11 protein-coding genes are annotated in these 12,802 nt (G+C 52.0%); 8 read left to right on the top strand and 3 right to left on the bottom strand.

Translation table 11 applies throughout. The features are described from left to right. The first annotated feature begins 516 nt into the window (after window positions 1-516). Genes IX84_RS27240 through IX84_RS27230 form a run of 3 tightly spaced genes read left to right on the top strand, consistent with a single transcriptional unit; the run spans window position 517 to window position 3,565 of the window. Window positions 517-1,941 (top strand): helix-turn-helix transcriptional regulator, encoded by a 1,425-nt coding sequence (locus IX84_RS27240; RefSeq protein ID WP_160213960.1) that lies wholly within the window; start codon window positions 517-519, stop codon window positions 1,939-1,941. A gap of 36 nt (window positions 1,942-1,977) precedes the next feature. Next, complete coding sequence (locus tag IX84_RS27235; protein WP_044228661.1) at window positions 1,978-3,108, top strand: glycerate kinase; 1,131 nt, start codon at window positions 1,978-1,980, stop codon at window positions 3,106-3,108. Window positions 3,109-3,166: 58 nt separating this feature from the next. Continuing rightward, window positions 3,167-3,565, top strand: coding sequence for a hypothetical protein (locus IX84_RS27230; protein WP_044228659.1), 399 nt, complete (start codon window positions 3,167-3,169; stop codon window positions 3,563-3,565). Between the two features lie 2 nt (window positions 3,566-3,567). On the opposite strand, the gene IX84_RS31620 is transcribed toward IX84_RS27230, so the two are convergent. Together IX84_RS31620 and IX84_RS27220 are read right to left on the bottom strand one after the other, a co-directional pair. After that, complete coding sequence (locus IX84_RS31620) at window positions 3,568-6,129, bottom strand: PKD domain-containing protein (protein WP_052516452.1); 2,562 nt, start codon at window positions 6,127-6,129, stop codon at window positions 3,568-3,570. A 56-nt stretch (window positions 6,130-6,185) separates the two neighbouring features. After that, on the bottom strand, window positions 6,186-6,512 hold the full coding sequence (locus IX84_RS27220) for a 2Fe-2S iron-sulfur cluster-binding protein (protein WP_044228656.1): 327 nt from the start codon (window positions 6,510-6,512) through the stop codon (window positions 6,186-6,188). A 215-nt stretch (window positions 6,513-6,727) separates the two neighbouring features. Between IX84_RS27220 and rplS the strand changes: the two genes are divergently transcribed. Then, window positions 6,728-7,081: a 50S ribosomal protein L19 gene (rplS, locus tag IX84_RS27215; protein WP_044228654.1), complete on the top strand. Its 354-nt coding sequence runs from the start codon at window positions 6,728-6,730 to the stop codon at window positions 7,079-7,081. Window positions 7,082-7,198: 117 nt separating this feature from the next. On the opposite strand, the gene IX84_RS27210 is transcribed toward rplS, so the two are convergent. After that, on the bottom strand, window positions 7,199-8,404 hold the full coding sequence (locus IX84_RS27210; RefSeq protein WP_044228652.1) for a hypothetical protein: 1,206 nt from the start codon (window positions 8,402-8,404) through the stop codon (window positions 7,199-7,201). 223 nt (window positions 8,405-8,627) lie between these two features. Between IX84_RS27210 and hpf the strand changes: the two genes are divergently transcribed. The 4 genes from hpf (at window position 8,628) to IX84_RS27185 (ending at window position 12,795) form a co-directional block, all read left to right on the top strand. Continuing rightward, window positions 8,628-8,933 (top strand): ribosome hibernation-promoting factor, HPF/YfiA family, encoded by a 306-nt coding sequence (hpf, locus tag IX84_RS27205; protein WP_044145907.1) that lies wholly within the window; start codon window positions 8,628-8,630, stop codon window positions 8,931-8,933. Window positions 8,934-9,399: 466 nt separating this feature from the next. After that, complete coding sequence (locus IX84_RS27195) at window positions 9,400-10,806, top strand: MBL fold metallo-hydrolase (RefSeq protein ID WP_044228648.1); 1,407 nt, start codon at window positions 9,400-9,402, stop codon at window positions 10,804-10,806. Window positions 10,807-10,944: 138 nt separating this feature from the next. Further along, window positions 10,945-11,763: a sterol desaturase family protein gene (locus tag IX84_RS27190; protein ID WP_044228646.1), complete on the top strand. Its 819-nt coding sequence runs from the start codon at window positions 10,945-10,947 to the stop codon at window positions 11,761-11,763. 81 nt (window positions 11,764-11,844) lie between these two features. Continuing rightward, window positions 11,845-12,795 carry an aldo/keto reductase gene (locus tag IX84_RS27185; RefSeq protein ID WP_044228644.1) on the top strand — a complete coding sequence of 317 codons (951 nt, stop codon included), beginning with the start codon at window positions 11,845-11,847 and terminating at the stop codon, window positions 12,793-12,795. The last annotated feature ends 7 nt before the right edge of the window (window positions 12,796-12,802 follow it).

Here is a 12,802-nt window from a genome sequence, read left to right as displayed (position 1 = left end):
TAAGGAACAGATATGCACAGTAAACGTATGAAACGGCAGTGTTTGTCGTTATGTCTCTGCCATTGCAGGCAGGGCATCCAGCAATTGGCTCTATTCAGTATTATTTTTTTGGTGTTGCCCCTTCAAAGCTGGTCTTGCGGGCAAACAGAAATAGATACCCCCTGTGGAAACAGCCTCAGTGAACAGGATAACACCTATTCACCCAGCCGCCTGCTTGAACTCTTGCAACAGGCAGAAAAAACCGGTAGCCCAGAGGCAGAATGCTATGACAGCCTTTATAGAAGCTTGTTTTTCCCATCAGATTCTCTTCAGTACGAATACCATAAAGCCCGGCTTAGAATGGTGTTGTACAGCGGTAAAACGGAAGTGATAGAAGGCGTACTTGATGAGTACAAATCCCTGGCTGACAAAACGAATTCTGTCCAAATCAAAGGAGGGTACTGGCTGTCGAGGGGCAATGCCTACTTCGCAAATGGGGAGAAAAGCCTTGCTGAATCCGCATATCGCAAAGCAATTGTGTTCTTCGATCAGGCAGAAGATCAACGCCGGCTTTATCTGGTTTACAGTAACCTCAGCATGGTTTATCTGTATAGTAAAAAATATGAAGCGGCTTACCAATATCTTTTGCTCAGTCAGCAATTAGCAGGAAAAACAGAGACGCTTATCTCTGAGCAGGAAAAGGCGGTCGTGCTAAATAATATAGGGCTTACCTATCTGCGTCGGGATATGTACCAAGTTGCTGATTCTATTTTTACAGAGGTACGGGAAAAAGCCTCGGCTATTGAGGACGGCGCCTACCCCATGGTATTAAGTTTGATTAATCAAATAGAAGTTGCTGGTTTACAGGAGGATTGGGAAAGAGGTGAAGCATTACTGGAAGAGCTTGACCTGTATATGGAAGAGTTCAATTATCTGTTGCCCGCTTACACAGAGGCTGCTTTCAGAATATACTTAGGTAAGCAGCAATACGCCCGTGCTGAGTATGTACTGGATAGCCTGCGGCGTTATGAATTAAATAAGAGGACTTCACTCTCGTACGACTTTTACTTCATGAAGATTGAGTACCATCTTGCTTTAAATCAGCCAGATCAGGCTCTTGCTGCTATTGACCTGGCCGAAGGTCTGGCTCGCGAGGATGCACAGTCCCGGGTAGCGTTATCAGAGTCCCGGGTCAAGGCTCTTCTTCTGAAGGGGGATGCAGGTCTTGCCTCGATTGAAATGCGTGAATTAGGTCGCAGGCATAACGCTTTTCGGCACCTAAGTAAACAGCTACGCGTGGAGGAAATGGCAGCTATCTATGAATTGGAAACTTTTAAGAACCAACGAGACCAGGCCGAGCGTGTCGCACAGGCAGCTGAGTTAAGAGCCACATTACTGGAGCGGAACCGTCTTTACCTTGGTGCAGCTTTGTTGTTTGCTATTGCAGCACTGATTACCCTGGGCATGCTTCTGCGCAGTAACCAAAAAAGGATGGCAGAGGCAAGAGCAAAAGCACAGGCAGCCAGAAAACACAGCGAGCAGCTGGATAAACAGCTCAAAGTGCAGCGTCAGAATGCCTTGCAGAGTGGTATCGGAGCTGCACAGTTGAAAAATAATGCTATGGATGCAATAGAGCGCTATGAATCCAACCCGTCTTTGCTGAAGCGAAAGCTGAGTGTTTTAATACATGATTATACAGAGAAGACCGATTTTGTAGAGCCTTTTCTTTTATCCTACCCCGGCTTTTTCAAGTCATTGTCAGAAAAAGCTCCGGATTTGACAAAAACACAGCAGCGCTACGCTATTCTTATCGCCCTGGGGGCTTCGACTATGGAGATTGCGTCTACTCAGGGGGTGAGCGAAAAAGCAGTGAATATGGCGCGGTACCGTCTTAAGAATAAGCTGGAACTCGATAATGAGCTTGGTCTGGAGCCTTACCTTCGCCATTTGCTTTTGGAATAGGGCACTTTTGGTTACTTTCGTCTAAACGACTGTACTATGCGCATCCTGATTGCCAGTGATACTTTCAAAGATGCACTGCCCGCCGAAGCAGTTTGCCAGGCTGTTGAAAAAGGGCTGAAAACTGCCAATGATAAATTTCGGGTAACCCTTATGCCACTGGCTGATGGGGGCGAAGGCACCGCTGCTATACTGGCGCACCATACCGGAGGGCAGATGGTGGAAGACCGCGCCTCCAATCCACGCTTCGAACCCATAATGGCCCAATATGGTATGTCTGGTGATGGTAAGACTGCATTTATCGAAATGGCATCGGCTTCCGGGCTTCAGTTGCTGAAACCAGAAGAACGAAACCCGCTTAGGACCTCCACAATGGGCACCGGCGCTCTAATCATCGCTGCTATGGGACGGGGGGCGGAAAAGATTATCCTGGGTCTTGGTGGAAGTGCCACTAATGATGCGGGTATGGGCATGGCTGCTGCCCTGGGTTACCGTTTTCTGGACAGACAGGGCCACGAACTGGAGCCGGTGGGGGAGAACCTCGTGAAAGTACATCGTATTGATGACCGCATGCTGTTCCTGGATCCGCGGCAGATTGAGATCATTACCCTATGCGATGTGGATAACCCGCTTTTTGGCGAGCATGGCGCTGCCCGGGTTTTCGCACCTCAGAAAGGAGCCGATCAGGCAGCAGTGGAGTTGCTGGATGCCGGTCTGCGGCATATCGCTCCGCAAATGGAAAAGCTTGCCGGAAAACCCATAGCCGAAGTACCGGGCAGTGGCGCTGCCGGAGGCATGGGGGCCGGGTGCCTCACCTATCTTGGCGCTTCATTGAAACCAGGTATTGAAACCATCATGGAGGTGGCGGGTTTTGAAACCGCCCTTGATCAGGCCGACCTGGTTATCACCGGGGAAGGGCGCCTGGACGAACAAACACTCAGAGGCAAGCTCATCAAGGGCATCACTCAACGTGCACGCCAAAAAGCTGTGCCGGTGATTGCTCTGTGCGGTGCCCTTCAGGCCAGCCCGGAAGCCGTCCGCTCCATTGGGCTGCAAGCGGCATTCTCCATCCAAAATCGTCCGGTTGACCTGGAAACAGCACTGCAGGAAACAGCAAGCCGCCTGGAGGAAACTGCCTTCCATGTTGGACAGTTATTATTAGCCGGATAATTTGGCAGGATAAGACAATTGCTATTATCGTTTTTCCCGGAAATTGCTTTCAAAAAAGATGAAGCAGTTCTGGATGATGCTAATCCTGCTCTGTGGAACAGGGCTTGCCTGTGCCCAGCCTCTTGCTGTAGCGCATGCTCACTTATTTTTACCGGATACCATCCAAATCAAAGACACCTGGTGGGGTGGGCAGCGGTATCAGCTGGAAGGCGATTACCTCAGGCAGCGGGAGCTCAAGGCTATGCTACGATCAGATCGCGAAGCCTGGCGGTCCTGGCGGAAAGGGCAGTGGTGGCACTGGAGCTCGGCGGCTGTCTTTGCCAGTTGTTTTTACGTCGTGCGCACCGATCAGCCAAACTGGAGTTGGGCGCTGCTGGGCTCCAGCGTGCTCATGCAGGGTATTGGCTACGGACGGAAGCATCAGGCCGTAGCCCGGTATAACCTTAGCCGACGGTAAACTTACTGTACAATAAGCTGCAAAAGGTACACGTTTTCTTTACTTAAAATCTTGATATAGTGGGTCCCTCCTGTCCATCCTTTTAGTGAAATACATCCCGGTATTTGCCGCAAGGTACCCTCAGCCACAAGCTGCCCGGTAGCGTTGAAGCATTGCCAGGGGAGTGGGAGCTGCAACTCCGGGACAGCCTGCAGGCAGGTTTGGTTGCCTGCAGGATTGGGCGACAGCCATATTTGCCGCTTCTGATCGGTGGCCGTTGTGGAAGAAGGCTGTAGGAAGATCGTCTCTGTTACTGCGCGGGAGCAGTTGGGGTTAGACGCGTTGAGGGTGACATCATAAGTGCCGGGACCGGGAAAAGTATGTACCGGGTCCTCTGCTGTACTTGTTTCCCCGTCTCCAAAGTTCCAGGAGAAGAAATCAGCATCCGTTGACAAATTGGTAAAAGTGACGGTCAGCTCATCCGTATCATAGGTAAAGGCGGCGGTGGGCCGGATATAAATGATGACTTGGTCCTGAATGGTCGCCTGTTGTGGGGCAAAGGCACTAAACAGGGTAAGGCTGACATCATAAGTCCCCGGCGTCTCATAGGTAATTGTGGGATTTGGCTGCGTGGAAGAGGCGGGCGTACCTCCGGGAAAGGCCCAAAGCAGGCTGTCAAAGGTACCTGTGGACTGATTGACGAAGCCAATGCTCCGTGGGGCACAGCCACTGCTGCTACCGCTCACGCCAAAGTCCGGCACGGGCGCACTGCCTACGGTAATGGTTTGCTCAGAAGTGGCGGTCCCACAGGCGTTGGTGACCGTTAGGGTGACAGTATAAACACCAGAGGAAGGGTAAGTATGAGCCGCCCCGGCAGAGGAGGAAGTATTTCCATCCCCAAAATTCCAGGTGTAGGATATTGCATCCATGCTGACCGGAGAAAAGGTAGCGGTCAGGCCATTCAGGTCCACCGTAAAGTCAGGTAGAGGTGGGGCCCCGCTTGTCACTTCAATCACACTGCTGTAAACTGGCGGGAAGCAGCTGGAGATTGCCGACAGGCGGAAGCTCGAGCCAGCGGAAGCAGCCGGGGTATTGAGCAGCAGGTTGGGGGTGTTGACCCCATCATAGTCGGCATTATCAGGCACGGGCATAAAACCGTTGCCGTTGTCGAATTCCCAGATCAGGGTATTGAAACTTCCGTCGGGCAGTGCGCTTAGGGTAAGGGTTTCTGCACAAGCAGTAAGCGTATCCTGATCGGTAGCGACTATAGGAGGCTGTGGTATTGGGATGGTGCTAAACGGGAAGGTCAGCGGGCCTTCAAGTAAGCCATCTGTGCCCGGAGTGGCTCCGTTTGGTGATTCCGGACATTCGGAGGAATTGAGGGAGAGCCCGGGCGCTCCGCCATTTAACAGGATATCGGTGTCAAAGCCTTCGGGTGCGCCGATGTAGCCTCCGCTGCCACCGCCGCCCGGACCGAAGCACTGATCCTGATTGTTGTTATTGGCACTGCCGCCGTTGCCGCCCATGGCTGAAAAGGTGATTGGGCCGTTGATGTTGTTGGCATTCAGCAGGATCATGCCACCTGCCCCGCCGCCGCCAGCACCATCGCCCCCGGCATTTTGGGCATGTTCTCCATTCGTTACAATGACTCCGTTATTGCTTATGATTTGGCCGGCTTCCAGCAAAATAATGCCTCCACCTTTTCCACCGTCCGTAGCTACATTATTATTGCCATGGCCGGCCCCGCCGCCCCCGCCCAGGAAGAGCCGGCTATTGTTGGGCAAAGACCAGCCTGCGGCACCTTCTCCAAACCCTTTGCAGCCCAGGAAGTTAGGGTTGTCATTTTCCCCGCCCCGTCCGCCGGCAGTGAGTAGCGCCCCACCGCCTCCACCGGCATTATGGTCGTTGCCGCCTCCGCCCCCGTTGGCAGCCGCACCTCTGCCCCGGGGCCAGGCCGTTGGTACGCCGCCTATGCCTTCTCCCTTAAGCCCGCCGCGAATGCTGTTGGCTCCGAAGCGGTAGTCCTCATAGTTGATCAGCCAGGTACAGCTCCCATCGTAATTAAGGGCAGCGCTCCCGCCCCGGAACCCTTTTCCCGTTGCAGTAAGGCGCCCATTCAGCGTAAGCGTACCTGCCCGGAAGGCCAGGATGCCACCGGTTTGCCCGTCCCAGGCCTGGGCGGCTACCGAATCGGTGACTAGAGCTTGTTCGTAATAGGGGATACTCACCACCTGTACATTGCCAGCTATATTATAGGTGTGAAGCAAAGACTGAGTGAGCAACAGGTCATTTCCCTGAACCTCCTGAATGACAGCCTGCTCCCAGAGGCCTGCTGTACCCAGCTCCGTCAGGGAACCAAACTGGGAATTGTCGGCAACAGAGATGGCCGCGCCCTGCATTTGGGCAATTAACAGGGTATCGCCCTGCTGAAAATTGGCGGCACTGCCTACGGTCAGGCGGGCGGTACAGGTGTCAATAGCGGATACAGGGCTGTAGTGGTTGAGAACTCCGCTAAGGGTATCTGTCTGAGTAAATAAATTTGACAGGAAAAATAGGGAAAGCGCAAAGCTGATTATAGTTTTCATATTTCGGGAATTGTGTCCATCATTTATGACAAGATAGCCAATTCCCGGGACTTAAGCTAGGCTTCTTCGTCTTCAGGAGCCAACTGCACCTTCAGTCCATTGAGCTCAGGCGTGATGCGGAGCTGACACCCCAGGCGGGAGTTGTCTTCCACAAAGAAAGCCTGATCGAGCATGTCCTCTTCGTTTTCGCCCATTTCGGGCAGCTCATGATCGCTTTCCACATAAACGTGGCAGGTAGAGCAGAGTGCCATGCCGCCGCAGGTGCCTTTTACCGGCAGCTCATACGCCTTGCAGACCTCCATGAGGTTCATGTTCATATCTGTAGGGGCTTCAAGCTCGTGGGCTTCTCCCTGCCGGTCTACAACGGTAATTTTTACGTCCATAATCTTTGTAGCTGTTTTCGCAGCGCAAATATAGTGCATCCGTCGAGGTTGGCAACTGCCGGGGGCATTAATTCGGAAAGGTTGTGTTTTGGCAGGAGCTCCGGCAGCTTTCTGTTTTTGTTGATTTTTTTGTTTCGGTTTAGGTTTTTCAAAATTATTGGTTTACCTTTGCACGTCTAATTGAAGGACCCTGACAATACTCAAATATCAGTACGATGGACGCTATTAAGTTTGTAGAAGATCAGCTGTTGGCAAAGAAGGACTTTCCAACTTTCCGCCCCGGTGACAATATTGTAGTAAGCTACAAAATTGTAGAGGGCGATAAGGAACGTATTCAGGACTTCCGTGGTGACGTGATTAAGATCAAAGGCCATGGCAGCAACCTGATGTTCACCGTTCGGAAGACTTCCAGCGGCATTGGTGTAGAACGTATCTTCCCGATCGTTTCACCAAATATTGTTGACATTAAGGTGCTGAAGCGCGGTAAAGTACGCCGTGCGAAGCTGTACTACCTGCGCGATCTTGTGGGCAAGAAAGCTCGTATCAAGGAGCGTGCGCGCGTGAAGTAAAAAAAATCAGCGATTTGCTGATAGCATATTATCCGGTCCGTTTTCCTTTTGTAGAAAGCGGACCGGATTTTTTGTGCCTGCCCGTGAGGTGCTTCATCGAAATTTAGCGGCCAAGGATTAATCCACCCGGAACTGTTTGATCATCACGGCTCCGCTCTCTTCCAGGTTGGAGCTTACGATGATGACCTGTTCGCGCTCCCCATCATCTACGGAGACGGCCACGGTATTGGGCCGTATGTCGCCCAGGTCGTCTGCGTGGAGGACGAGGAAGTTGTCGGTTTGCGAAAGCGTAACGGGAATGCCGATGCGCCGCTTAGAGACGCGGTGCTGATTGAGGATGCGCTCTCCGTTGAGGAAAAGGGTGGCGACATCGCCGTCCACGGTGCCATTGTCCCAAATTTTGATCCGGATATTCGGGCTGCTCACTTCCAGAACCCGCTGGACTTTGATCTGCCGCTGATTTTCCAGCTGATAAGGTTCGGCAATGGCCTGCCGGGTTTGTACGATTTCCCTGGTCAGTATTGGCTTCTCAAGGTATAGGGCGCCACTGGCGCAGGGGCCGGATTCCATATCATACCCCTCAATATACCCTTTCCAAGTTCCCTCCAGTACGAGGCGGCTGCCCTCACGTCGGTAAGCCAGGTCGCCCGATTTAATGCACCAGGGCCAGGCCGGGTCCTCCTTTTTAATAACGGAGCCTTCCTGAAAGTGCAGTTCGTTGCTGTTGGCGTTGTAGGTATACTCGAGGTCCATATGAGCGCTGCCGCCGTTGCCTTCAGATACGATATAGGAGCCACCCAGCCCGCGTGGCCCCAGGTCCACTTCGAAGTAGAAGCCATAGTCGCGGTCGGACTGAGAAAGCGTGCCTGTCCACTTACCGGCAACCGTAGGCTTTATTTCCTGTACGACCGTATCCTGTATGGTTTTGACCGGGCGCTGAAGGAAGAGTTGCCCCGGTGTGCAGCCATCGGCGCGCCAGGGGCCGGACAGGGTAGGGATGCCGTCCTGCTCTCCTGCCCGGAGGGTCGCGTATTTAATGCACCACTGAGGCGATGCGGGCTCGATCTGTTCGACCTCCTGAAGAATGAGCTTTTGCCCATCCCAGAAACCAGTAAGGAGAAACCGGGCGGTGTGCTGCCCGTCAGCGGTGGCGGAGTAGGCTTCGCCGTTCAGAGAGGTGCCGGACTGCTGTAATTGGACGCGGTATACAAAGGTATCGGTTTTGCCGCCCTGAGAAAGATGCCCTTCCCACTGGCCGCCCAAATTTTGTGCAAAAAGTACCCCCGGGGCGAGGAGCCAACCGATAATCAAATGCCATCTCATAGTTTTCCCATTCTGTGGAGCCTGATTTTCAGACCGCTATAAAGGTAGTGATAAGGATCAACTACTGCAACTGATCTTTGTCAATGCGCCCCCGGCTGTGAGGGCATACCTTGGAAGTATTAAATCACTAAAACGGAATCCACCAGAAACTTAAAAAGGACGAGACCGCAGCCCTAACCGCTGCCGAAATCAACCAGCCTAACCGAACTAGAAAATTGAACTTATGAAAGTACAAGTGAATTCCACCTTCGAGGTAAACGAATACCTAAATGGTGTTATTGAAGAGAAAGTCAGCAAATTAGCCAATTATTCAGATCGGATTACGGAAGCGGAGGTTTACCTCAAGATTGGGGAAAAGCGCCACCGCCAGCCGGAAGATCAGATTGTGGAACTGCGCCTGACGGTGCCCGGCCATACTTTTTTTGCCGAGGACCACAGCGATGCTTTCGAAAAGGCTGTAGCCGGTGCTGCTGATAAAGTGAAGCGGCAACTGTTGAAATACAAAGAACAAGTTACGAATCATCATTGATCTGAAACGGGGAGCACAGACCACTAATGTTTACTGATCGCTATTCCCCTTCATCTTTTGGAAATAGCGCTTTGGCAGAGGCTTTATATATACATCAGTTCCGCTTACGGAGCTTCTCAGTTAATCCAGCCTTTGCCTCTTACGCCGGGCAGCAGCATTCTATTGTCACCTTACCTCCGCTGCCCGGCGATTTTTTGTCCCTTACGGAAAGCGGTGACAAATGTCAATGCCTGCCTGACCAAAGTCACCTTGTTATTTGATCTAGATCACAAACCCCGCCTCCCAAACCCCTTTAATTTGTAATCGTAATCAGAAACAATATTTGAATAATGATTTGCAAGCACCACAACCGTTGCCCCTGAGCAGAAAGCCTGGGTATTTTTTTACCCTGAATCATGAATGAATGATCATATTTTAAGACAATAATCTATTACTTCAGTCCAAACCTTGTAAAATTTTTTAACCAATGAAAGTAGAACAAATATATACCGGATGTCTGGCCGAAGCGGCTTATTACATTGAAAGCAATGGCGAAGCTGTAATTATCGACCCTTTGCGCGAAACGGATCCTTACATCGAGCGCGCAGAAGCTGATGGTGCACGCATCAAGTACGTTTTGGAGACGCACTTCCATGCGGATTTTGTTTCCGGTCACCTGGACCTGGCCAATAAAACCGGCGCCACTATCGTATTCGGTCCTACTGCCAAGCCAAACTTTGAAGCGCACATCGCTACTGATGGCGAAGAACTGAAAGTGGGTAATGTAATTATTAAGGTGCTGCATACGCCCGGGCACACCATGGAGTCTTCCACTTTCCTGTTGTTTGATGAGGAAGGCAAAGAGCATGCGATCTTCACCGGTGATACCCTTTTCCTGGGTGATGTGGGCCGTCCTGACCTGGCCGTTAAAACAGACTTATCCCGCGAGGATCTCGCCGGCCACCTGTTTGACAGCCTCCGCAATAAGATTATGCCACTGTCTGACGAGGTGATTGTGTATCCTGGCCACGGTGCCGGTTCGGCTTGTGGTAAGAAAATGAGCTCTGAAACCTGGGGCTACCTGGGCGATCAGAAGAAGACCAACTACGCCCTGCAAGCTATGACCCGCGAGGAATTTGTGAAGGAAGTGACCGATGGCTTGGTGGCGCCTCCACAGTATTTCCCCAAGAACGCGGTGATGAACAAAATGGGCTATGATTCCATCGACGACATCCTTGCCAAAGGCCTCAACCCGCTGAGCGTACGTGCCTTCAAAGCGGCATGGGCAGAGGAAGAAGCACTGGTGATTGATACCCGTCATCAGGATGACTTTGCCAATGGCTTTATCCCGGGTTCTATCTTCATCGGTATTGATGACAACTTCGCGATGTGGGTAGGTGCGCTGATTACTGACCTGCAGATCCCCATTCTGATTGTTGCCGATGAGGGCCGTCAGAAGGAGGTGGTAACCCGTCTGGCCCGCGTAGGCTATGATAACCCAATCGGTTACCTGGAAGGCGGCTTCGAAGCCTGGACAGCAGCCGGTGAAGAAGTGGATGCGGTTGAAGAGGTAACAGCTGCCGACCTGGCTGACCGCTTTGACAAAGAAGGTATGAACGTACTGGATGTGCGTAAAGCCAGCGAGTATAACGCTCAGCATATCGTCGGTGCCCAAAACTTCCCGCTCGACTTCATCAACAGCAATATGAGCGAGGTAAGCCGCGATAAGCGCTACTTCCTGCACTGTGCAGGGGGCTACCGCTCCATGATCACGGCTTCCATTCTGAAGTCCCGCGGCTACAACGATGTAGTTAACATCAAGGGCGGCTACAAGGCACTGGTGGAAACCAATCTGCCAATGACGGAATTTGAAGAGCAAATCACAGAACTGTAAGGCAAGCTTTTTAAAGATTGTTTTATTGTGAATTAGCTATGGCCCGGTGCAATCCTTTTGTGCCGGGCCTTTGACATTTTTATTGCCCATATAATTATCGGTTTTCTTAATTTTGTACAAAATGAACACCGGTAAACTATGGAAAATTTTCTCGCATTTTTTGAAACGATGCCCGCCTGGCAAAAGCTGGCCTGGGTTTTCGCCTGTTTGTCTGTCAGTTGGGTACTGGAAGGTGCCGTACCGCTGGTCACCCTCAATTATAAAAAGTGGAAGCACGCCGGGGTCAACCTGATCTTCCTCAGCACTTCCCTGGTGATCAATTTGTTGTTTACGATTGCCACAGCAGGGGTGTTTATCTGGGGCGCACAGTATGAGTTCGGGCTGCTGTACTGGCTGGATTTGCCGGTTTGGGCGGAGCTGCTCCTGGCGGTGATGCTCCTGGACCTGGTCGCACAGTACGTGGCCCACTACCTGCTGCACAAGGTGAAGTGGATGTGGAAATTCCACCTGGTCCACCACAGCGATACGAAAGTGGACGCCACCACAGGCACCCGTCATCATCCGGGCGATTATGTGATCCGGGAGGTCTTTGCGTTGTTTGGTGTGATCGTCTTTGGCATCCCCCTGGCATTCTATCTGTTCTACCGCATCGCTACCATCCTGTTTACTTATCTCACGCATGCCAATATCACCGTGCCGGCCTGGTTGGATAAGCCGTTGAGCCTGCTGTTCATTACGCCCAATATGCATAAGTTCCACCATCACTTTGAGCGGCCATGGACCGACTCCAACTACGGCAATATCTTCTCGCTTTGGGACCGCATGTTTGGTACTTTTGTCTATGATGACCCCCGCAAGGTACGCTACGGCGTGGATGTGCTCAGCGATGATTTGGATGAGAATGTGGGCTATCAGTTCAGAGTTCCTTTTGACAAAACCATCAAGACTGACTATTAAAGCCGTTCAGGTGTGGCAATAAGATCAAATGCCCGGGGTGTTTTGCCAAACATTCACCGGGCATTTGCAGTTCGGGATAGTATGAAGACACTAAACTTTTCCCACAACGACAAAATGCCCATCATTGGACTGGGTACCTGGAAATCCAAGCCCGGAGAGGTATACAAAGCGGTGCTGACCGCCCTGAAAACCGGGTATCGCCACATTGACTGTGCACCCATCTATGGCAATGAGAAAGAAGTAGGCAACGCGATTAGGGATGCGATCAAAGCGGGCGTCCTGACCCGTAAAGAACTTTGGGTGACTTCCAAGCTTTGGAATGATGCCCACCGCAAAGACGACGTCATTCCGGCATTACGGAAGACCCTGTCTGACCTGCAGCTGGATTACCTTGACCTTTTCCTTGTGCACTGGCCTGTTGCCTTGCAGCCGGGGGTGATGTTCCCAAAAGGCAGCGATGATTTTCTGAGCCTGTCCGAAGTGCCGGTAGCCGAAACCTGGCAGGGCATGGAAGCCGCAGTAGATCAGGGGCTGGTACGCCACATTGGCGTATCCAACTTCAAATTGGAGCGGGTGAAGCACCTGGTGGAGAACAGCCGGATCAAGCCCGAGATGAATCAGGTAGAATTGCACCCTTTCCTGCCACAGGATGAACTGTTGAAAGGCTGCAAGGAACTCGGCCTGCACCTGACAGCCTATTCGCCCCTGGGGTCTAAGGACCGTTCTTCAGCAATTAAGAAAGACGACGAGCCTCTGCTGCTGGAGCACCCGGCAGTAAAGAAAGTAGCCGAAAAGCGCGATTGTACGCCCGGGCAGGTCCTGATCAGCTGGGCGGTGCACCGTGGCACTGCAGTTATCCCGAAGTCGACCAACGCAGGGCGCATTGCGGAGAACCTGAACGCTGCTAAGGTAGAACTGAGCGTAGAGGATATACAGTTTATTGCCCAGATTGGCCCGGAGTACCGCTTTGTGGACGGGAGTTTTTGGGCTATGGAAGGCAGCCCTTACACGCTGTCAGATTTGTGGGGGTAGTCTGTGC

The organism is Phaeodactylibacter xiamenensis (assembly GCF_000759025.1).
Classification (GTDB): Bacteria; Bacteroidota; Bacteroidia; order Chitinophagales; family Saprospiraceae; genus Phaeodactylibacter; species Phaeodactylibacter xiamenensis.
This window is presented reverse-complemented; position numbering and strand designations above follow the sequence as displayed.

Bases quoted from the DNA above. Each gene is read 5' to 3' on its own strand.
- IX84_RS27235 (WP_044228661.1), top strand. From the start codon at position 1,978: ATGCGCATCCTGATTGCCAGTGATACTTTCAAAGATGCACTGCCCGCC.
- IX84_RS27230 (WP_044228659.1), top strand. From the start codon at position 3,167: ATGAAGCAGTTCTGGATGATGCTAATCCTGCTCTGTGGAACAGGGCTT.
- IX84_RS31620 (WP_052516452.1), bottom strand. From the start codon at position 6,129: ATGAAAACTATAATCAGCTTTGCGCTTTCCCTATTTTTCCTGTCAAAT.
- IX84_RS27220 (WP_044228656.1), bottom strand. From the start codon at position 6,512: ATGGACGTAAAAATTACCGTTGTAGACCGGCAGGGAGAAGCCCACGAG.
- rplS (WP_044228654.1), top strand. From the start codon at position 6,728: ATGGACGCTATTAAGTTTGTAGAAGATCAGCTGTTGGCAAAGAAGGAC.
- IX84_RS27210 (WP_044228652.1), bottom strand. From the start codon at position 8,404: ATGAGATGGCATTTGATTATCGGTTGGCTCCTCGCCCCGGGGGTACTT.
- hpf (WP_044145907.1), top strand. From the start codon at position 8,628: ATGAAAGTACAAGTGAATTCCACCTTCGAGGTAAACGAATACCTAAAT.
- IX84_RS27195 (WP_044228648.1), top strand. From the start codon at position 9,400: ATGAAAGTAGAACAAATATATACCGGATGTCTGGCCGAAGCGGCTTAT.
- IX84_RS27190 (WP_044228646.1), top strand. From the start codon at position 10,945: ATGGAAAATTTTCTCGCATTTTTTGAAACGATGCCCGCCTGGCAAAAG.
- IX84_RS27185 (WP_044228644.1), top strand. From the start codon at position 11,845: ATGAAGACACTAAACTTTTCCCACAACGACAAAATGCCCATCATTGGA.